Genomic DNA, 20,445 nt, shown 5'->3' with positions numbered 1-20,445 from the left:
ACAATGCAATACAACTTTCTACTTGCCTATTGCGGCAGAGATGCCTCTTTGCCGCAAGAACGTTTTGTCCATAACAATTTATGTAGAGCTTACATAGGGAATAGGGGAGAAATATGAGATTATTTAAAATGAATCTTCTAACACAAATTTTAATTGCTTTTGTAACCGCTATTATTCTTGGTCTCATATTTGGACAATCAATTGAAGTGATAAAACCTTTGGGAGATTTATTTTTACGGCTGATTAAATTTATTATTGCACCGTTGGTATTGGCTACACTCGTCATTGGAGTTGCGAGTATTGGTGACCCTAAATCATTGGGCCGGGTGGGAACAAAAACAATCGGCTATTATTTAATTACAACGGCTGTCGCTATTGTGATCGGCCTTGGTACAGCATTTATTGTTTCTCCCGGAAAAGGGTTGTCTATTGAGGTTCAGGAAAAAGAAGTAGAAGTCAATGAAACAGAGGGAGTCATCCAAACCTTTCTGAACATTGTTCCAGAAAATCCGTTTTTGGCTTTAACGGAAGGTAATATTTTGCAAATTATTTTCTTTGCCATTTTCGTTGGCTTGGCGATCACGCTTGTTGGGGAAAAGGCGGGGCCCGTTTACCGATTTTTTGATGGGTTTGCTGAAGTCATGTTTCGGATTACCGGCATTGTGATGCGCTTTGCGCCGATCGGGATATTGGGGCTAGTTGCACCCATTATCGGACAGTATGGGACCCAAGTATTATTGCCGTTGCTTAAAATTATTATTGCAGTCGGGATTGCCTGCCTACTGCATGCCATTGCGGTATATTCTGTTTCTGTAAAAATTTTTGCAAAGATGAGTCCTTTGACTTTCTTTAAAGGCATTACACCCGCAGCGGTTGTCGCCTTTAGTACTGCAAGCAGTGCCGGGACACTGCCGGTCACGATCAAAAATACGCAAGAAAACTTGGGGGTATCAAATAAAATAAGCAGTTTTGTCCTTCCATTGGGGGCTACGATTAACATGGATGGCACCGCCATTTACCAAGGGGTCGCCGTTCTCTTTATCGCGCAGTTTTATAATCTGGAATTATCCTTTATGCAGATTGTTACGGTGGTCATCACAACTGTATTGGCTTCCATTGGAACAGCCGGCGTTCCCGGGGCAGGCATGATCATGCTTGCAATGGTATTGGGCGCTATCGGCTTGCCGCTGGAAGGCATTGCTGTAATAGCTGGAATTGATCGGATCCTCGATATGTTCCGTACAACGGTCAATATAGTGGGAGATGCTTCGGCAGCTGTTGTTGTAGCGGGTACTGAAGGAGAAATCGATCGGAAAGCTTTTGAGAAATAAAATTTGTAACCAAAAGCAGGAAGAAGTTGTCTTCTTTCGGCTTTTGGTTTTTCTTCGTAAAGGATTGCGCAGGGAAATATATCGCCAAATAGATTGGAAGCGACAACGACTTCAAAGTCTTGCGGCCTGGACACAAGGTATGCAGCCAACGCATCGATATAATAGCTTTCAAACGAAACATCTGGATAGCCACTGCTCACTTGTGCAACAACCCGATCCCACATTTTCATGGAGTGGACAAGCGCATTTGATTTTGTGACGCTCGTCACCTTTGTTTTTCCGTGTTTTTTTGCATACTCAAAGGCAAATTTGGCTGTCTTGGTAATGCCAACTCTTGTAAAAATGGTGTTTTGAACAGCGATTTCTTCTTCCAATCCCGGATAAAGGATTCCGCCACTGTTGGAATACTCTCCTTCGGCATTTTCCCGGATAATGGTGAAATCAATATTATTTTTGCTGGCAAGAGGGGAAGGAACGCCTTTTAAAAGCTTTACAGGACGCAAGCATCTTCCAATACTTCTATGCCGTTTTCCTTGACAACTTTTAGTGATTCTTCGTCTGACTTTTCATGAGCTCGCGAATATAATCCCCGGCTTTTTTGCTTTCTTCCTGTAAAATATCTTGAAATTCGACAGGAAGTGTGTCCCAAACGGATTTACTGAACAAAATGACAGCAGGCGAGTATACATGGCCTGTCAATGTCATATATTTTTGCTTTGCTTCATAAAGTTTGTACGTATCTGCTACAACGATGGGATTCTCCTGCGCATCCACGACTCCATGCTGCAAGGCTGTACTGTAAGCGCTTCTGTCCACGCCATCGGCGCCGGCTTTGCTCCAAGGGCTGTAAAGGCATCCAGGTGAATAGGACTTTCCTGTGTACGGATTTTCAGCCCATTTAGATCTTCGGGTTTTTCAATCGGTTTTTTCGCATTCGTCATATGGCGGAAGCCATTTTCACCCCAGGCCAATCCTACAATTCCCACATCCTCTAATCCGCCTAGCAGATTATGGCCAATTTCACCGTCAAGCACTTTGTAAGCATGTTCCCTTGATTCAAATAAAAACGGTAAATTGCCAATTTCCGGGTAGAAGTTTGCAATCGGAGCTGTTGAGGAAATAGACATATCAGCCGTTCCCAAAGTAAGTGCTTCCGTCAGCTCTCGTTCAGCCCCTAGCTGGCTTAGCGGGAATACTTGAATATTGATCTTTCCGTCCGTGCGTTCCTTTACATTTTCTGCAATTTGGGTCAAACCGATATGATAAGGATGATCTTCCGTTAAGGAGTGCCCTGCCTTAAAATTGAAAGTCTCGCTATTGGCACTTTTCCCCGGCTTGTCCTTTTCTTCCTTGAAAGAAGTCTGCCCAGAACTTGATTCTCCACCGCACGCTGCGCCCATCATGATAAATACAAGGAGGATGAGTAACAACCAATAACTCTTATTTTTCAGGAAATAGACTCCCCCTCAACACTTTAAAAAAAGATTGAAATTTTATAATTATAGCATTATAAAGGTTATTTATGTCTAATACTTGAAATTCTCTAGTGAGGCTTAGAAGGTGTAGTGAATTGGCAAGTCATTGTTAGCTCACCAACGCTAAAAAGGGAGTGAGGAAAGGGAGATCATAAAAGAAAGCTGCTCCCATTGCTATAAGTGGCAAAATGGGAGCAACCTGTAGTTAGGCGATTTCAGACTGGGCAGACAAAAGTTTTTCGTATATCTTTAAATCTTTTTGGTAAGCTTGCTGATAAGTCATGAGCCCATGTCGTTTGATCTGTTCAAAAACATTCCATTCGACGATTCCATACATTCTATTGAGTTTTTCGGCGTTGTTCCATGCTGTTTCCTCAAATTCCAAGTTCATCGCATGTTCTTCAAGTAACAGAGCCAGCAATTCAGGGTTTGAATATCTTTCTTCTTTTGAATAACCGCATTTAATGTCGTAAACCTCCATTGTTCTCGTTAACGATCCAAACAAAGCGTCTCGATCCAGCGCATGCCCCAGTTCATGCAAAGTAAATGCCTTTACATATTGTTCGAGTGTGACGCCGGGCTTGATCGCTTTCATGGCAGTTTGAATTCGTTTTGCGTCAAATCCGATGTAATGGAGAATGAAATTATAGCTCATGTTGATTCCACATTGCTCATGCTTGATTTCCACATCCATACCGACAGCAAAGAGAGTATCCTCAATCAACTTTTTTATTGTAGTCATCATTTTTCCCCAATGTCCTTTTCTTTTATTTTAAGTGTAAAAGGAACGATGCATTTGATGAAGAAAAGCTTATCAATATTGCCTATTATTTTATCACGACTGTTGTAAAACTTGAAGATAGTTTGGGAATTTAACGAAGCAAATGAAAAAATACCCGGAGTAGTTCTGCACTCTGTCAAGTAGGAAGTGTTTCAGCGGTTTTAGCCCTGTATTCGATTAGGCTAAGGCCAGTTTCATCTCCATATTTGCGGTCTAAGAGCTGCATAAAGAGGAAAAATTTTAACATCATACTTTTTTACAACTCTGTTAGGGAGTAATGGCCGGATTTATATCATCTATGACAGCCAGCTTTCATTTTTTAGAATGCTTTTTCGACATTTTGGATTTTCATGTTTGTACACCTATTCCGAAGTCGAATCAGATGACACATTACACTTTCGTTATAATTCGCTTAGTGAATATGTAGTTTATACATAAAAATGGCCCCTTTAAGTATTCAGTTTTTTTACCTGTCTACTTAAAAGGGAGCATGTTATGCCGTTTCCGAGGAGATATCTTTTTCACTGATTCATGTCGAGCATTTCCTGAACCGTAACGAGTTTATATCCCTTTTTCCTCAGTTCATCAATAATGTTTGGCAGTGCGTGGACTGTACCAGACAAATCCCCGCCGTCTCCCGTGCCAGAGTGCTGTAATACAATCGATCCGGGATTGACATTTGGGAGAATATTGCCTGCGACTTGTTCTGCATTTATTCCTTTCCAATCGAGAGAGTCTACATCCCAGTTCACAATGATCTTGTTTTTTGCTGCCAGCCATTCAATTTGTCTTTCACTTATGTTTCCGTAGGGCGGCCTAATAAGAGTTGGTGCAAATCCCGTAAACGGAATGATCAGTTGATCTGTTCTAATGATTTGATTCCGGAAGTCCGCATCAGTGAGTTTCAAAAAGTCCGGGTGGTTGTACGAATGATTGCCAATAGCATGCCCTTCCTGCACAATTCGCTTCACCATTTCCGGATACTTTTCAATTCGAAACCCGACAAGGAAAAAGGTCGCTTTGGCTTCTTTTTCTTTCAAAATATCCAATATTTTAGGTGTGAAAATATCATCGGGTGCATCATCGAAAGTTAAAGCGACTTCACGTTTTGTTCCCGGTCCTCTCATTAGGAATGTATTTTGGAATTTATTTTTAAAATTTTTAGAACTTGGCCAAACAACAGGCTGATCAGCAGCAGACACAGGCTGCGCTTTTTCCTGGAGAACGTTTGATTGTACTGGCTTGTTAAGTGGACCGAAACTGACGCATAACAAGAACAGGCACGACAACAGCAAAAAACGTTTCATGGAGTTATTTCACCCTTTGCTTTTGCAATCTGTAGAAAATATCGTTTGTAAAAACAGACGAAATATACAGGGGACTTAAATACCAAGTTTTTCACAAATGCCTGTCACAATCATGATGGAAAATGCCAATGCTACTTTCTCCATCACGAAAGACATTGCGATTGAAAACCGGATTTGCGTATTTCTAAGTGTAAGGTTATCAAAGGAATTACTCATACATTTCATCCTTCAACAACTTACCAAATGATACGATTTTGATGACAGGAATGGTGTTTGTCGCAGGTTTGGAAAGGGGTGTTATTTTGTGCCTGGCATTTTTACACAGGCTGTCAGACACAGAAATCTAGAGGAAAAAATAAGGGGGGGTTAACGTATCAGAATCGATCGGGTTGGATGGAATGAACGAATTCTTCATCGATTCTTTTACAGACGAACAATCCAAAAATTGTTTCAAAACACATCACTTCCCGTCCAAAAACGATGTAATGGTTGAATAAGAAGAGAGGACTGCCAACGCAAGGAGGATCGAAACATGTTCATTTAAAGCAAATCAAGAAGCCAATCAATTGAAACATACTAATATTAGTAGTACAAAACCAAGGCCATGGCTTTATGCTACTATTTTTTATAGTAGAAGTGAAAAAAAGAGAACAGACTCTGAGATCTAGAATCCGAAAAGTTAGGGTCAAAAAAGTCATTTTTGGGGTGCTTTATTATGGCTCAATATGTGAGTCTTTTAAAAGTGTTTTAAAGCATGTCCCCGCAAAGGGAACTGCCTAGACAATTCGCTGATGGAAAACTTCTTCGGCCTATTGAAACAGGAGAGTATGATGGAAAAGCATCCTTAACGGAATTAAACATACATCCATTATCACAATACTAAGTGCTTCATACAGAAATTGGCTGGCATGAGTCCTGTTCAGTACCGTCTTCACTCCAGCCAACAGAACTTTTATCAGTACCGGGCTTTTATCAAAAGTTAAGCAAGGAAAAATGGTTTTCATAAAAACTTGTCTGAAATGGAATCCCGCTTTGTTTTTAGTGCCTACTGATTGGGAGATTTTGCTTCGTACTCTGTGGCCTAGACTTTCATAGCTGCATGATGCTTGTAAGAAGAAGTTTCACTTGAAGCCATCAAAATGAGAAGCTTTCCCACCAAAAACCAAGTATCAATTCTCCTTTGGTTGAACGTGTTTCCTTCATCTCGTTTTTCCCCCTATATTGTCCATGGGCAAAGAGCTTGCGCTTTTCTTTAAGTAATTGTATATAACGTACACCATTTCCTTGGCTTCTAATTCCATATGGGTGCCTGTAAACGTTTCTCCGAAGGCGCGGAGGACGGTTTCAAGCAGAAACTCTCTCGGGTGCCCTGATTTTATTTCCTCCATAAGAAATTCGATATATTGTTTCCTTTTATGATCATCGTCAAGCGAGTTGGCGAAATTTGAAAGTCTTTCAAGTATTCGCTCCTTAGTAAGCGTATCTTCAGTCAAATCTTCCCTGCGTGGTAAAAATAAACGATCTCCCAGCAGTTGATCATCGACCTGAATCATATTTTCCATAACGACATCCGTCCTGCGCATGATGAAGCGAATGAGCTTATGTGTATCCAGCTCTTCTTTTAAGCCGGTCACCCACATGTTAATGAAATGTTTTAACATTCCAACGATCATAATGGCGCAATCTAAGGAATAAGGTGCTGATTCCTCGCCATAGATGTCAACCAATCTGTGTGAAAGCCAAGAAAGCTCAGTTAAGTGGTGCTTTTGGATAAAGTCTCTTAATTCAGGGTCCTTGGAATGGAAAATGATTTCGAAAAGGGGCACTAATTGGTACTCCCGATTTACCTCCAACCTGATGGCAATCTGTTTGATAAAGACATCTTTATCTGAACGGTTTTTTCCAATCATCAGTTCGTGTCTTCGGGCGGTTGCAACTTCATATGCATGAATGAGTATAGCCATCAGACATTCGTTTTTAGAAGAGAAGTAGTTATAAAACGTTCCTTTTGATATGTGTGCTTCGTCCAATATATCTTGGACAGAAGTAGCAGCAAAGCCTTTTTCTATAAAAAGCCGCTGTGCTGTTAATAAGACTCGATGCTTACGAGCATTCATTTTATCACCTATAGACTGTTAGTATAATTTTATAGTAGCCATTATCCCTTTAATTATCAATGATTTTCTCGATAGGAATTTTTTTGTTGAAAAAATTGAACATAGAGTATAAAATGTGAAAGGTAAATGAACAAGGCTGCATGATAAAGGATGGGAAATGGAATGGATATACAAGAATTACATAAAAGACCCCCATATGGCATGATTGCCATACTTTTTTTCGGCGCGTTTGTGGCTTTTTTGAATAATACATTGTTAAATGTGGCGCTTCCGACCATTATGGAGGAATTCAACGTAAAACCGGCCGTCGTGCAGTGGCTTACCAATGGATATATGCTCGTTAATGGAATTCTCATTCCGGCAAGTGCATTTTTTATTCAAAAATTTACGAACCGCAAATTGTTTTTGACAGCTATGTCTCTGTTTACATTGGGAACGGCACTTGCCGCTTTTGCACCTTTTTTTGGCGTACTGATAGCGGGAAGGATGATTCAGGCTTCAGGTTCCGCCATGATGATGCCGCTTCTTATGAATGTCATGCTTGCCGCTTTCCCAGTGGAAAGGCGTGGGACAGCAATGGGAATGTTCGGTCTTGTGATCATGGCTGCTCCTGCGATTGGGCCGACACTATCAGGCTGGGTAGTGGAACATTACAGTTGGCGGACACTTTTTGAAATTATCCTTCCTTTTGCTGCACTGGCTCTAATGATTGGTTTCTTAAAATTAAAAAATATAACCCCAAACCGCGATATTAAAGTGGATATTTTGTCACTCATTTTCTCAAGCATTGGTTTCGGCAGTCTTCTGTATGGATTCAGTACGGCCGGTGATAAAGGATGGGGTGCTTTGGAAGTGTATGGAACCATTATCGTCGGAGCGGCTGCGATTATAGCTTTTATCTTTCGTCAGCTTCGTATGGAAGATCCGATGCTAGAATTCAGGATCTATAAATATCCTATGTTTGCTTTATCTTCGGTTATCATGGTTGTTGTTTCTGCATCCATGTTTTCAGGGATGATTTTAACTCCGATTTATGTTCAGACAGTGAGGGGGATTTCGCCATTCCATGCCGGGTTATTAATGCTTCCAGGGGCGATTTTAATGGCAATCATGTCTCCGATTACAGGAAGGCTTTTTGATAAATACGGAGCACGGATGATAGCATCGATAGGTCTTGCCATTACAGTGATTACAACTTATTTATTCCATAAACTTACTGTGGACACGGGATTTTACCATATTATGCTTCTCTATACGATTCGCATGCTTGGGATGTCTCTTGTCATGATGCCGGTGATGACGAATGGATTGAATCAGCTGCCGATGTCAGCCAACCCCCATGGTACCGCGATGAACAATACATTGCAGCAAATTTCAGGAGCAATTGGAACGGCAGTTCTTGTTACAGTGATGAACAGTAGAATGGAAACAAAGGGTACTGAGCTTGCGGCAGCCGCTGCAGCATCCGGAAAATCATTAAATAGCCCTGAGGTAATGAAGGAATTAGCACAGCAAGCAACATTGGATGGAATCACATTCTCATTTTTAGTCTCAACTTTCATCGCGGCTGTCGCATTGTTTTTGGCTTTATTCATGAAACGGGTAAAACCGCCCAAAACGGATAAAGCGATTGTAAAAAAATTTCAGACCGAATAATTGTGGTAGAAACGAGTTCTTTTCGCATGAATTCGTTTCTTTTTTAGTCCCCAAAAAGCCTGTATGCTACAATGAAACGGAGGAGTGTGGGAGTGCATGGAGGAAAGAAAAAATACAGTTGACAGCGATTTGTTCGAGCAGTTGGACGAAGAGGAAATGAGCAAGCTGGTTCACGATGCCCAAGAGGAAGCAATTCGTAAAGCTGCACTCGAAAAAGAAGCGGAAAAGCCGGTCCGCCGTTTTCCAAGGTGGCTATTTTGGATGATATCGGTTATTTTCCTTTTCAGCACTTTTTCTTTCATTTTTCAAACTTACTCCATACCCGCCATTGAATTTTTGACAGCGTCCGCCAGGCTGTCGGCGAATGAAAACATTCAATCATATAAAAAATCAGTCGTCACTATTGCAGCGGGGGATAGCAAGGGAACGGGCTTTTCTATTTCGAGCAATGGATTCATGTTAACCAACTATCACGTGATCGAAGGAAATGAACAGGTACAAGTTGATTTTCCTGAGGAGGGCGTATATATGGCGGACGTGGTGGACACTTACGAAGAGATAGATTTAGCTTTGTTAAAAGTCAAAGGTGAAAACTTGCCTTTTCTTAAATTGGCGGAACAGCCAGCTCACATGAGTAAGAATGATATGATTACATTTATCGGGAATCCTCTCCGTTTTCACGGCATTGTGAATGAAGGAACTATCGTCGATTCGATTTTGTTAAATGATTGGGAGGAGGAAGTCATCGTAATAAAAGCTCCGGTTTACCGGGGAAACAGTGGCAGCCCGGTCATTGATGACAATGGCAAAGTGATAGGAGTGGTATTTGCGACGATGAAACATGATGTTTACGGGAAGGTTGGATTGGCAGTGCCGATTGAATTGTATCAAGAGGCAAAGCAATAAATCTCACGCGGATCAAAGTTGTTTTTCCGTCTGTCAGCGAGAATCTGCAAAATAGAAGGGACAAAACATGACTTGGAAATGATGGTTGTATATTCAGAAAAGAAAGATATTTGCACTTAAAAATAAACCAACTAAACTCCTACAATCATACAGCCTCTGATCTGTTTTCGTAAAATAGGGCTATGCGGTTTTCGGGTGTTTCTGTCTATTTTTGGGCCAATATGCTCATTTTGGAAGAATACAATCCGGATTCTTGTATGTATTGACTGTTTTTAAAGGTATTTAATCCGGATTTTTCATGTTTCTATGCTTTTGAAAATGGCTATGCTTTCTTTTTAAGCCTGCAACAATCAACCGGTGGAGTCACGATGCTTTAGAGCATTAACCTCCAATTCGGCATCAGCGATCCTGCGATTTACAAAGACAACATTTTCCCGCAAAGTCCTGATTTCATTTAATAGAATATTATCAGCATTAATGCTTTCTATATGGTGATCATCGACTTTTTCTGACAGTCGATCGAGCTTCTTCTCGACATGATTGATTTTTGCTGACAGTTTGTCCTCAACGGAATCGATTCTTACCTCAACGTTTTTCAGGTCTTGTTTCGTGGCCATTCTTTCTTCGACAGCTTTCAGGTCTTGCTTCGTGGCCATTCTCTCTTCGACAGCTTTCAAGTCCTGTTTCGTGGCCATTCTTTCTTCAACGGCTTTCAGGTCTTGTTTTGTGGCCATTCTTTCTTCAACGGCTTTCAGGTCTTGTTTTGTAGCCATTCTTTCTTCAACGGCTTTCAGGTCTTGTTTCGTGGCCATTCTTTCTTCAACGGCTTTCAGGTCTTGCTTTGTGGCCATTCTTTCTTCAACGTTTTTCAGGTCTTGCTTTGTGGCCATTCTTTCTTCAACGGCTTTCAGGTCTTGCTTTGTGGCCATTCTTTCTTCTACGGTTGAAACCCTCTTATTCAAAGCTTGCAGCTCATTGATAATCAAATCGAGTTTTTGTTCCACATTATTACCCCCTCTCTATTTATGTTCGTATGCCTTTATTATACAATTGCTTTGGGCATAGTCAATCAGGCAAAATGTAATTTTGAAGCGCATTTATGCTATAAAATGAAAGTTTTGCAATCACATTTGGTTTTTTTTAAATGAAAGCAACCTTATTTTTAATATATGCTGCTGGAGGGGATAAAGATGTTGGGGAGAAGAATGAAGCACACCCAGCGTTATCAGGAAATTATCAATGCTTTTTTAAAAAATGGACTCGGACATTTGTTGTTTCGTATTGGTTTGATCGACCGTACTGGAAAGACACGGGATACAAAAGACAATATGAAGGATTTGGGGATCAGGCTTCGTACGACTTTGCAGGGATTGGGACCGACTTTTATCAAGCTGGGGCAGATCGCAAGCTCCCGCCGGGATTTGATTCCGGAAGAGGTTGCTTCTGAATTGGAGAAGCTTCAGGATGATGTCGTCCCTTTTTCTTATGAAAAAGTGGTTGAAATTGTAGAGTTGGAGCTCGGGGATACAATTGAAAATCTTTTTCAAGAATTTCAGCAAACGCCCCTTGCGACTGCTTCGATCGGACAGGTACATGTTGCGCAGCTTTTCACGGGTGAAAAAGTGGCTGTGAAAATTCAGCGGCCTGACATCCAGTCGATCATTGAAACTGATTTGGACATTTTGCATGATTTGGCCAGAGGAGTCGAAAAAAGGATGGAGCTGGCCAGGCGGTACCGGATTCGTGAAATGATCGAAGAGTTCTCCGCTTCTTTGCGCGATGAACTGAATTACGAAGTGGAGGGTCGTAATGGAGAACGTATTGCGAGGCAATTTGTAAATGAGTCGTCTATCCATATTCCACGAATTTACTGGGACTTTTCATCTAAGAAGGTTCTTACGATGGAATTAATCAAAGGAATTAAAGTGACGCACGTGGACAAGTTGGATGAAGCAGGATATGACCGGAAACTGATTGCAGGACGGCTGGCCGATTCGATGTTCAGCCAAGTGTTGGAGCACGGTTTTTTCCATGGGGACCCGCATCCCGGAAATATTTATGTTTTACCCGATAATGTTGTTGCCTATTTGGATTTTGGGATGGTGGGGCAGTTGAAGGAGGATTTGAAGTATCACTTTGCCTCTCTTTTAATGAATCTCCAGCAAGGAAGCGCCAAGGGGATGATCAAGACATTTGCTGCGATGGATTTGCTTGACGGGGATACGGATGCACACGATCTTCAGTATGATTTGGAGCGCTTGATCAGCAAATATTATGATACTGCTTTTAAGGAAATCAGCATGGGGACAGCGCTTACCGATGTGTTCGCCATCGCTTATAGGCATCGGGTGAGGATTCCGACCGAAATTGCGATTCTCGGCAAGGCGATCTTGACGATGGAGGAGATTATCTCAACATTGGATCCGGAATTCAGTGTCATGAGTGCGGTTGAGCCATTCGGCAAAAAATTGATGAAACAAAGGTTCAGCCCAAAACATATTCTGAGCAGGTCTTTGGAGGATATGATTGAGAATATTGAAGTCATCAGGGATCTGCCGAAGGACTTAAAAGAAATCTCGACAACCGTCAAAAAAGGCAGACTCCGATTTGATATTAATATAAAAGAGTTGCAAACTTTTCTGCAAAGATTGGATAAAATCAGCAATCGGCTTTCTTTTAGTATCATTTTGCTTTCTTTTAGTATTTTAATGGTCGGCTTAATCATCGGGACCGCTATTGCTGACAAAACGGCCTTTTTATTCAGGCTTCCTGCCATTGAAATAGGTTCGGTCGTGGCTACACTCATGTTTTTATTTATGATCTACTCGATTTTCAAGTCCGGAAGAATGTAGGCGACAATACCCTATAAGATGAACATGCCGCATGAAATCAAATGTAATAATCTTGATTTCACGCGGTTTTATTTTCACGATTTGTATGAATAGCAATTCCCAGCTTTCCTTTTCAAAAGAGAGCAATTTATGTCAAAAAGTCTTTCGTTCTTTTTGTTATCTTATAGTCAAGGAGGCACGGTGATGAGCTACAACCCGATTATTCAAAAAACGATTCATTATATCGAGAATCATTTACAGACAGATTTATCGTTAGACAGGATCGCCCGGCAGGCTGGTTTTTCCAAATATCATTATCACCGGATTTTTCTCCGTGAAGTGGGTGTATCTATTTCCGAGTATGTGCGCTATCGGCGCATTGCCAATTCTGCTACATTATTGCTGTATACGGATGAAAAAATCATCGACATTGCTCTTTTTTATCGCTTTGAATCACAAGAGTCTTTCACTCGCTCTTTTAAAAAGTATTATCATTTGCCACCGGGCCAATATCGGAAAATCATGGGTAAATTGCTATTTCAAAAGGAGGAAATGAAGTTGAAAAATGACCAATTATTAAAAGGATGGCAATTAAGCGGTAGTCATCCATTTCATTATGAAATGGGGATTGACAGAGAGATATTCCATAAAGGGCAAGCATCGGGGTATTTAAAATCTGTCACTGTAGAAGAAGTTGGGGAGTTTGCAACGATGATGCAGGAATTCAAAGCGGATAAATATTTGGGGAAAAGATTAAAGCTCTCCGGTTTTATCAAATCAAAAGGAGTGGATGGATTTTGCGGATTATGGATGCGGGTTGATGACCATCTCCAAGATGTCTTGCAATTTGATAATATGAGTGATCGTCCGATAAAGGGAGACAATGAATGGAACCATTACGCCATTGTTTTGGATGTGCCGGAAAATAGTGCGGTCATTGCTATCGGCGTATTGCTTTCAGGGAAAGGCCATGTTTGGGTGGATGAAATAACATTTGAAGAAGTTGACCACAATACACCTACAACAAACTTAGAGTTCACCAGCGAGTTATTGGATGAACCTATCAATTTATCGTTTGAAGAATAAGGAGGATTCGCATGGCTAATAACAAGAAAGCAGGAATGGTTTTGTTAATGGGACTCTTCATCATCATCGCTTTAAAATTTCTCATAGGAAATGTTATTTTTTCCTATGTAAAAGAATGGATTCTGTAGATTCACATAGAGGCTGTCCAACATGTCGCTTTTCAATTATCGGATGACCTATTGGGGGGAGCTCCCCCTTGAGCATGCCAAATAGAACTTTTTTCAGAGGGCCAAAAGATGGTATATTCTTTTTAGGTACAGAAATATAATAGCCGCAAGCAAATGGCCGCAGCTTTTGAGGCTTCCTCCGAAGTTGCGGCTTTGCTTTTAACTTAGTCTTAATAAGCCATGACATGAGTCGGTGTATTTTTTACAAACAGCAACCGTGTCGACAGGTATAAGATCAGCTCAACGTATATAAGTATGCTTCAAGTTGAAAACGTCGCGATTTACATTTTGATTCATGGAGAGCAACTTTTCTGGAATTTTTATGCGGTGGTCAAGAAAAATACCTGTTATAATAGTATAAAAGAGTTGTGGGAGGGGATCGCCCGCTTATGAAGATTAATAAATTCGTCATGCCGGAACTTATTATTGGAAGCGATTCCATTGAGCGGGTGGGCGAGAGCTGCGCAAGGCTTGGTGCCAGGAAAGTGTTTATTACGACGGATCCGGGGGTTCTGGCTTTGAACTGGTTCGAGCAGGTACTAGACAGTTGTAAAAGTGCCGGACTTCCCTATGTCATTTTTTCGGATATCACAACGAATCCCAAAGATGATGAGGTGGATAGGGGTGTACAAATATATTTGGAAGAGGAGTGTGATGCCATTGTAGGGGTTGGCGGCGGCAGTCCCATTGATGTGGCGAAGGCCATTGCCATCGTTGCCACAAATGGCGGAAGCATTCATGATTATGAAGGAGTGGACAAAATCGTATTTCCTCTTCCTCCCCAAGTGATGGTCGCGACGACTGCCGGATCAGGTTCCGAGGTATCCCAATTTTCAATTATAACGGATTCGGAGAAAAAGAAAAAATTGACGATCATTTCCAAATCCCTTGTCCCTGATATTGCCATAGTGGATCCCCAGACATTGATGACGAAAAGTCCCCACTTAACGGCGACAACAGGATTGGATGTGTTGACGCATGCAATCGAATCATTCGTCAGCATTGCGGCAACTCCCTTGACGGACGTACAGGCAAAAAGTGCGATTTCGCTCGTAGCGCAATATTTACGGCCGTCTGTCGCTTCCAAAATGAATAAAGAAGCGAAAGAAAAAATGGCCATGGCAAGCGTACAGGCCGGTTTGGCTTTCTCGAACGCGATTCTTGGGGCAGTCCACGCCATGAGTCATGCGATCGGGGGACGATTTCTTCTGCCACATGGTGATGTAAATGCCATTTTACTGCCCTACGTCATGGAATTTAATTATTTAGCTTGTCCGGAAAAGTTTTATCAGATTGCGGAGCTGTTTGGCGAAGACGGCCGCCATTCAGGGAAAAAAGCGATCGAATATGTCAAGCAACTGTCGCTGGATATCGGGGCGCCTCAGCGGTTATCGGACATGGGGTTGCAAAATTCGGATGCGGCCATTATCGGGCAAGTCGCAATAGAAGATGCTTGCATGATTACCAACCCCCGTGACATCACAGCGGCAGATGTGGAAAGGTTGTTTAAACTCGCATTATAGGAGGGCATCTAATGTCAGACAGACAGCAGTTGATTGAACGGCTTGTCGGGGTTTCCTCATCGAAAATCAATTATTATACGGAACTCAAAAAAACGATTGATGAAATGAAGAAGAAAAATACACAGCTTGAGATCATCAATGAAGTGATGCGAAGCTTTAATATTGATATGTCAATGGACGCCATGCTGAAAAACATACTGGAAAAATTGCGGAAAATATTTCCTCTTAAGAGATTGAGTTTGTCCATTTTTAAAAGCGGCAAACTGATACTGACAAATGTATATCCGCGTGATTACGCCCATGTTGATATCGGGAGTGCGATACCTAAGGAAAAGTCCCTTTATTGGAAGGTGGCGGAGTCTGGTATTTCGCAGGTGTATTTTGTGAATGCGGATGATCGGGAAACGTACACGGAAATAGTGGCTTTTGAAAAATTAAGTTTGCGCGAAGTGCTTGTTTTTCCCCTTTATGGCAAAGGGCGGATTATCGGTGTTTTAAGTCTGGGGAGTGAGCGGCAATCAGCATATGACAAAGAAGATCTTGTGTTTTTACAGCAGTTTTCGGACCAATTGGCAGTATGCATTGAGAATGTCCGTTTATATAACGAAGTATTGAATAGCAAGAAAGAATGGGAGCAGACATTTCTTGCGGTGGCAGATCCGATTATGTTAGTCGATGTAAACGGAAGCATTTTGCGGTGCAACGGAGCGGCATCTTCTTTTTTCCGTTTGGATGGGGTGGAGGCCGCCGATTACACATTGGACAATTTGCTGTATGGAGAGCAGATGAAAGAGGAAAGTCCGCTTTATGAAACTTTGAAGACGAAAAGGACTGCCTATCGGGAAATAACAATGTTTGGCCAGACGATTTGTGAAGTGCATACATACCCGATCATAAACGAAAAAGATGACATGTACGGGGTGATCGCCTATATAAAAGATGTGACCGAAAAACGCCATTTTGAGGCGCGGATGATGCAATCCGGCAAGCTGGCGGCTCTTGGTGAAATGGCTGCAGGAGTGGCCCATGAGTTGAACAATCCCTTGACGGCGATTTTAGGAAACACTCAGTTATTGCTGCGAAAAGCGGATAAAGGTCATCCTTCGCATGAATTGCTGGCAGATGTTTTGAAATGCAGCAAAAGATGTCAAGATATTATTCGGAATTTGCTCACTTTTTCCAGACAGGACGAATACTTATTCCAAACTTGTTCCCTCAATGAGGCGGTTGAACAAGTACTTAGCCTCGTCGGGTATCAAATTCGCCAGAGCCATATTGATGTAAAAGTGAGACTCGATCCCGATATTCCCCTTGTCGATGGCAGCATCCAGCAGCTTGAGCAGATTATCATCAACTTGCTTTTAAATGCCAGGGATGCGCTGGATGAGACAGCGAGGCAGAATGACAAAAAAATCATCATTCGAACGGAAAGCAGCCGGGAAGGGGTTGCCCTATCGGTCAGTGATAATGGGCCGGGAATTGATTCAAAAGGAATGAAGGAAATATTCCATCCGTTTTATACGACGAAAGAAGCTTTGAAAGGAACAGGACTTGGTCTATCAGTCAGCCTTGGTATTGCGGAAGCTCATGGCGGGACGATTGATGTCAAAAGCGAACCGGGGATTGGGAGTGTTTTCACTCTTCGTTTGCCGGTCAAAAAGGACCCTGCATAAAAGGTGGTGTAGGATTGTGGCCAATATATTGATAGTGGATGACGATCGAGAAGTCGCCAATTTTTTAAGTTATTTTTTAAAAGAAAAAAACTTAGAAGTATACAAAGCATATAACGGGAAAGATTTTCAACGGTTATTTCGGCAGCAGTCCTACCACTTGGCGTTGATCGATGTGAAGCTGCCCGATGCGAGCGGATTGGATATTTTAAAAGAGATAACGGAACAAATGCCTGTGTGCAAAACGATCGTTATGACCGGATATAGTACGATAAAAGTGGCTGTAGAAGCAATTAAGCTTGGTGCCAACGACTTTATTGAAAAGCCGTTTGCCGATTTAGATGTATTAGAAAAAACCATTGACCATCTGTTGAAAAACAAAACAACCATGGCGGAAAGTGATATTCAAGTACTGGCTAAAAAGAGCGGCATTGTGACGGGAAATAGTGAAACGATGAAGCGTCTTCTCGCTCTTGCCTATAAAATTGCCCCCAAACATATCAATGTTCTCATTGAGGGTGAGACAGGGACGGGAAAGGAACTGTTGGCTCATTTCATTCACCAAGCGAGTAAGCGGAATGAACAGCCTTTTATCGGCATTAACTGCGGCGCTTTATCTGACACACTGCTGGAAAGCGAACTGTTCGGCCACGATAAGGGCGCTTTTACAGGTGCGCTCAAAGAAAGAAAAGGCGTGTTTGAACTGGCGGGAAAAGGGACATTGTTCTTGGATGAAATTGGTGAGGCTTCGCTAGCCACACAGGTGAAGCTGCTGCGTATATTGGAGACAGGTGAATTTATGCGGGTTGGCGGTGAAAAAATACAAAAAACAAACACCCGGATTATTTCGGCCACGCATGTCGATCTCGCAGAAGCGGTCAAAAGCAAAACATTCCGGGAAGATCTCTTGTATCGGTTGGATGTTGTGAAGTTGGTCATCCCTCCTTTGCGGGAAAGGAAGGAAGACATTCATCTGATTGCAAATCATTTGTTGGAACAGGCGGGAACTGTCTTCCAGTTAAGTGCAGAAACGGCCGCCATATTCGAGCAATACGATTGGCCGGGGAATGTAAGGGAATTATCCAATGTTATCAAGCGGGCATTAACGGTTATGGATGAAGACAGCCACATCATCACCCCTAAACATTTGCCCGAGAAAATGCGGATCGGCAAGCCGCGTCTTGTTGAAAAAAAACAGCCTGAAGAAGAGAACTTTGAGGAATATATGCAACAATGGACAGATAACATGATTGCCGTTTGGAAAAGTGAAGACAAAGTCGAAATGGAAATGATTCTGCACAACGTAAAAGAGCTGGAACGTGAAATCGGCCGTGCATTCGTCATAAAAATGCTGAGGGCAACGATCGGAAACAGACAGGATGCAGCCAAGCGTTTGAATATAAGCATGCGTAAGCTCAGGTACTTATTGAATGAAAAAAGCACCCGTCCATGAAATGAGCGGATGCCTGATGTTGGGTAATGCACCTTGGAATTGCCTACCCGAATCAATCGTTGGAAGCGGTTCCCGGGGATTGCTGTCATTGTCTCCCCGCTTTTTATAGTTATCAATGGCAAAGCCTTAGTATGTCATTGGCTACGCTTTTTCTTGTTTATCAAGTAACGGATACATTAAAAAGTTAGCACAATCCGTCCATTGATTTGCCCTTTTTCCATTTTGTCAAACACCTGATTAATGTCTTCAAGCTTGGCGGTGGAAACGATAGCCCGAACTTTTCCATCCGCAGCAAATTGCAAGGCTTCTTGCATATCTTTTCTTGTACCGACAATGGAGCCTTTGACAGTTACGCCATTTAACACGGTATCAAAAATGGGCACTGGGATTTCATCATTAGGCAATCCTACTAAGACAACTGATCCGCCGCGTTTGACAGAGTGATAAGCCTGCTCAAACGCGGCTTTGTTCACTGCGACACTGATGGCGGTCTGCACGCCGCCGACTTTATCTTTGATTGTTTGCGCAGGGTCTGAAGCTTTTCCATTAACGGTCAAATCAGCCCCCAGCTCCTTTGCAAGCTGAAGTTTATCATCGTTAATATCAACCGCCACCACATTAAACCCCATCGCTTTGGCATATTGCAAGGCGATATGGCCCAGTCCGCCAATGCCGTAAATGGCCACCCAATCTCCCGCTTTTGCCCCGGAGACTTTTAATGCTTTATAAGTGGTCACCCCCGCACATAATATGGGGGCAATTTCAACGGAATCCACACCATCGGGAATTCTTGCCACATAATCGGCGGGTGCCACGCAATATTCGGCAAAGGCGCCGTCAGCAGAATAGCCGCCATTTAATTGGTTGGGACAGAGGGTTTCATTGCCGGATAGGCAGTATTCGCATTCACCGCATGCTTTAAAAAGCCACGGAACCCCGACACGGTCTCCTTTTTTCAAGGAAGTTACGCCTTGTCCTACCTGCTCAACAATTCCCACGCCTTCATGGCCAGGAATAACCGGAAGCTTTGGTTTAATGGGCCAATCTCCGTGGGCCGCATGCAAGTCGGTATGGCAAACACCGCACGCTTCCATTTTGATCAACACTTCGCCATGCTCCGGCTTTGGAATATCCACCTCTTTTATTTCCAGTTCTTGTTGGAATTCATTAACGACTGCTGCTTTCAATTCTGATTCCTCCTTAGATTTAATCGGCTAACTAATTACTTAATATTGCAAAAATAATGCCAACATTATTTCCCCGGCAATATACGATGACTTACAGTCGCCGCCGCTATATTGTTCTTTTTTGCCAACATTTCGGCTTAATAGGACGAAATGTTGGCATTTGAATCAAAAATGATATAGTCCAAACGGTGATCAACTTCAAGATCATCTCTTCTTCCTTTTATCCATGATAAGAAGGTTGATGATCATGAAGATAAAAATAAGCATGAAAGATGCTAAGCCAATGATGAAAATAGTCGTATCACTCAAATTTGAAAAGCGGAAAAGCATATCTGGTATAAACAGCAGGACGGGGATCAAAATGGAGAACCAAGTCTTGCTCCAAATAGCAAAGATGATAAGAATACTGGCACAAACACCAACAACAATCCAATTGACAAAAGTGGTTCCTATATAAAAAGGTTCAACAATAAGAGTGCTTCCCAGCAATACTAGTATAAAGAGTGTATTGACACTTGTGGTGGCAAGCATGCCCATGACAAATAATTTTTTGGTTGAGAATTGCTTTTTTCCCGCCTGTTGCAAAAAGAATACATAAATAAGCAGGCCGGCGATGATGATGAGAGGGAAAGCTATGACTTGCACGATATTGAGCGAGAACTCTCCCTTGATGGCAGATCCCATGATTAAGTAAGCAATAACACCTGCAAAAATAATTGTCACATTTTTGATAAGGTTTTTATAGTCTGTATCCATTTCTCTTTTTAATGAGTTCATATACTGTTCCGGCGTACAGTCAATCATCTCGTCGATACTTTTCCCTTGTTTTTCCGCCTCTATTAAATGAACTTTTAATTCATCGATTAGTTCATTTATTTCTTTTTGCTTTTTTCCGGATGTCACTAAATAAAGCCGCAGATTCTCAATAAATGCTTTGCTTTTGACTGATAACAAT

General features: G+C 42.0%; 17 protein-coding genes and 2 pseudogenes. 9 read left to right on the top strand and 10 right to left on the bottom strand.

All coding sequences use genetic code 11. The features are described 5' to 3' along the window. Positions 1 to 113: 113 nt before the first annotated feature. Positions 114 to 1,331, top strand: a complete 1,218-nt coding sequence (locus tag JOC94_RS00815; RefSeq protein WP_205177901.1) for a dicarboxylate/amino acid:cation symporter — start codon at positions 114 to 116, stop codon at positions 1,329 to 1,331. Positions 1,332 to 1,465: 134 nt separating this feature from the next. On the opposite strand, the pseudogene JOC94_RS00810 reads toward JOC94_RS00815, so the two are convergent. From JOC94_RS00810 to JOC94_RS00790, 6 genes and pseudogenes are all read right to left on the bottom strand, one after another. Continuing rightward, positions 1,466 to 1,834, bottom strand: a pseudogene (locus JOC94_RS00810) (isocitrate/isopropylmalate family dehydrogenase); the annotation flags it as partial. A gap of 40 nt (positions 1,835 to 1,874) precedes the next feature. After that, a complete protein-coding gene (gene dctP / locus JOC94_RS23090) occupies positions 1,875 to 2,105 on the bottom strand; it encodes a TRAP transporter substrate-binding protein DctP (protein ID WP_328799752.1) in 231 nt (76 codons plus the stop codon). After that, positions 2,075 to 2,761: a TRAP transporter substrate-binding protein DctP gene (gene dctP / locus JOC94_RS00805; protein ID WP_268920929.1), complete on the bottom strand. Its 687-nt coding sequence runs from the start codon at positions 2,759 to 2,761 to the stop codon at positions 2,075 to 2,077. Before dctP (JOC94_RS00805) ends, dctP (JOC94_RS23090) begins: the two co-directional genes overlap by 31 nt. 250 nt (positions 2,762 to 3,011) lie before the next feature. Further along, complete coding sequence (locus tag JOC94_RS00800) at positions 3,012 to 3,551, bottom strand: integrase (protein ID WP_205177899.1); 540 nt, start codon at positions 3,549 to 3,551, stop codon at positions 3,012 to 3,014. 557 nt (positions 3,552 to 4,108) lie between these two features. Further along, entirely contained in the window at positions 4,109 to 4,894 is a 786-nt protein-coding gene (locus JOC94_RS00795) for a polysaccharide deacetylase family protein (RefSeq protein ID WP_205177898.1), read from the bottom strand. A gap of 75 nt (positions 4,895 to 4,969) precedes the next feature. Beyond that, a complete protein-coding gene (locus tag JOC94_RS00790) occupies positions 4,970 to 5,110 on the bottom strand; it encodes a hypothetical protein (RefSeq protein WP_205177896.1) in 141 nt (46 codons plus the stop codon). Positions 5,111 to 5,655: 545 nt separating this feature from the next. On the opposite strand from JOC94_RS00790, the pseudogene JOC94_RS22715 reads away from it, so the two are divergent. Then, positions 5,656 to 5,877 (top strand): annotated as a pseudogene (locus JOC94_RS22715) (IS3 family transposase); the annotation flags it as partial. Between the two features lie 216 nt (positions 5,878 to 6,093). On the opposite strand, the gene JOC94_RS00785 reads toward JOC94_RS22715, so the two are convergent. Continuing rightward, a complete protein-coding gene (locus JOC94_RS00785; RefSeq protein ID WP_205177895.1) occupies positions 6,094 to 7,011 on the bottom strand; it encodes a TetR/AcrR family transcriptional regulator in 918 nt (305 codons plus the stop codon). A gap of 162 nt (positions 7,012 to 7,173) precedes the next feature. Here JOC94_RS00785 and JOC94_RS00780 point away from each other — a divergent pair, with 162 nt between their 5' ends. Next, positions 7,174 to 8,667 carry an MDR family MFS transporter gene (locus tag JOC94_RS00780; RefSeq protein WP_205177893.1) on the top strand — a complete coding sequence of 498 codons (1,494 nt, stop codon included), beginning with the start codon at positions 7,174 to 7,176 and terminating at the stop codon, positions 8,665 to 8,667. Between the two features lie 96 nt (positions 8,668 to 8,763). Next, a complete protein-coding gene (locus JOC94_RS00775) occupies positions 8,764 to 9,573 on the top strand; it encodes a S1C family serine protease (RefSeq protein ID WP_205177891.1) in 810 nt (269 codons plus the stop codon). 350 nt (positions 9,574 to 9,923) lie between these two features. Here JOC94_RS00775 and JOC94_RS00770 read toward each other — a convergent pair whose 3' ends face one another. After that, complete coding sequence (locus tag JOC94_RS00770; protein ID WP_205177889.1) at positions 9,924 to 10,577, bottom strand: hypothetical protein; 654 nt, start codon at positions 10,575 to 10,577, stop codon at positions 9,924 to 9,926. Positions 10,578 to 10,763: 186 nt separating this feature from the next. On the opposite strand from JOC94_RS00770, the gene JOC94_RS00765 reads away from it, so the two are divergent. The 5 genes from JOC94_RS00765 to JOC94_RS00745 all read left to right on the top strand — a co-directional run bounded on the left by JOC94_RS00765 (position 10,764) and on the right by JOC94_RS00745 (position 18,303). Next, positions 10,764 to 12,425: an ABC1 kinase family protein gene (locus JOC94_RS00765; protein WP_205177887.1), complete on the top strand. Its 1,662-nt coding sequence runs from the start codon at positions 10,764 to 10,766 to the stop codon at positions 12,423 to 12,425. Positions 12,426 to 12,608: 183 nt separating this feature from the next. Further along, positions 12,609 to 13,490, top strand: coding sequence for a helix-turn-helix domain-containing protein (locus JOC94_RS00760; RefSeq protein WP_205177885.1), 882 nt, complete (start codon positions 12,609 to 12,611; stop codon positions 13,488 to 13,490). Between the two features lie 556 nt (positions 13,491 to 14,046). Continuing rightward, on the top strand, positions 14,047 to 15,180 hold the full coding sequence (locus JOC94_RS00755) for an iron-containing alcohol dehydrogenase (RefSeq protein ID WP_205177883.1): 1,134 nt from the start codon (positions 14,047 to 14,049) through the stop codon (positions 15,178 to 15,180). Between the two features lie 11 nt (positions 15,181 to 15,191). Next, the gene (locus JOC94_RS00750; RefSeq protein WP_205177881.1) at positions 15,192 to 16,853 is read left to right on the top strand and encodes a sensor histidine kinase; all 1,662 of its coding nucleotides are present in this window, start codon (positions 15,192 to 15,194) and stop codon (positions 16,851 to 16,853) included. A 16-nt stretch (positions 16,854 to 16,869) separates the two neighbouring features. Continuing rightward, positions 16,870 to 18,303, top strand: a complete 1,434-nt coding sequence (locus tag JOC94_RS00745) for a sigma-54-dependent transcriptional regulator (protein ID WP_205177879.1) — start codon at positions 16,870 to 16,872, stop codon at positions 18,301 to 18,303. 176 nt (positions 18,304 to 18,479) lie between these two features. On the opposite strand, the gene adhP is transcribed toward JOC94_RS00745, so the two are convergent. Both adhP and JOC94_RS00735 read right to left on the bottom strand, forming a co-directional pair. Then, a complete protein-coding gene (gene adhP / locus JOC94_RS00740) occupies positions 18,480 to 19,490 on the bottom strand; it encodes an alcohol dehydrogenase AdhP (RefSeq protein ID WP_077109769.1) in 1,011 nt (336 codons plus the stop codon). Between the two features lie 204 nt (positions 19,491 to 19,694). Next, complete coding sequence (locus JOC94_RS00735; RefSeq protein WP_205177877.1) at positions 19,695 to 20,444, bottom strand: HAAS domain-containing protein; 750 nt, start codon at positions 20,442 to 20,444, stop codon at positions 19,695 to 19,697. Position 20,445: the final 1 nt, after the last annotated feature.

This window comes from Siminovitchia thermophila, assembly GCF_016909185.1.
Taxonomy (GTDB): Bacteria; Bacillota; Bacilli; order Bacillales; family Bacillaceae_C; genus Siminovitchia; species Siminovitchia thermophila.
This window is presented reverse-complemented; position numbering and strand designations above follow the sequence as displayed.

What these genes read in the sequence shown, in the direction of transcription:
- JOC94_RS00760 (WP_205177885.1), top strand. Translation starts at nt 12,609, where the DNA reads ATGAGCTACAACCCGATTATTCAAAAAACGATTCATTATATCGAGAAT.
- JOC94_RS00800 (WP_205177899.1), bottom strand. Translation starts at nt 3,551, where the DNA reads ATGATGACTACAATAAAAAAGTTGATTGAGGATACTCTCTTTGCTGTC.
- JOC94_RS00765 (WP_205177887.1), top strand. Translation starts at nt 10,764, where the DNA reads ATGTTGGGGAGAAGAATGAAGCACACCCAGCGTTATCAGGAAATTATC.
- JOC94_RS00755 (WP_205177883.1), top strand. Translation starts at nt 14,047, where the DNA reads ATGAAGATTAATAAATTCGTCATGCCGGAACTTATTATTGGAAGCGAT.
- JOC94_RS00785 (WP_205177895.1), bottom strand. Translation starts at nt 7,011, where the DNA reads ATGAATGCTCGTAAGCATCGAGTCTTATTAACAGCACAGCGGCTTTTT.
- JOC94_RS00780 (WP_205177893.1), top strand. Translation starts at nt 7,174, where the DNA reads ATGGATATACAAGAATTACATAAAAGACCCCCATATGGCATGATTGCC.
- JOC94_RS00775 (WP_205177891.1), top strand. Translation starts at nt 8,764, where the DNA reads ATGGAGGAAAGAAAAAATACAGTTGACAGCGATTTGTTCGAGCAGTTG.
- JOC94_RS00795 (WP_205177898.1), bottom strand. Translation starts at nt 4,894, where the DNA reads ATGAAACGTTTTTTGCTGTTGTCGTGCCTGTTCTTGTTATGCGTCAGT.
- JOC94_RS00750 (WP_205177881.1), top strand. Translation starts at nt 15,192, where the DNA reads ATGTCAGACAGACAGCAGTTGATTGAACGGCTTGTCGGGGTTTCCTCA.
- JOC94_RS00815 (WP_205177901.1), top strand. Translation starts at nt 114, where the DNA reads ATGAGATTATTTAAAATGAATCTTCTAACACAAATTTTAATTGCTTTT.
- JOC94_RS00790 (WP_205177896.1), bottom strand. Translation starts at nt 5,110, where the DNA reads ATGAGTAATTCCTTTGATAACCTTACACTTAGAAATACGCAAATCCGG.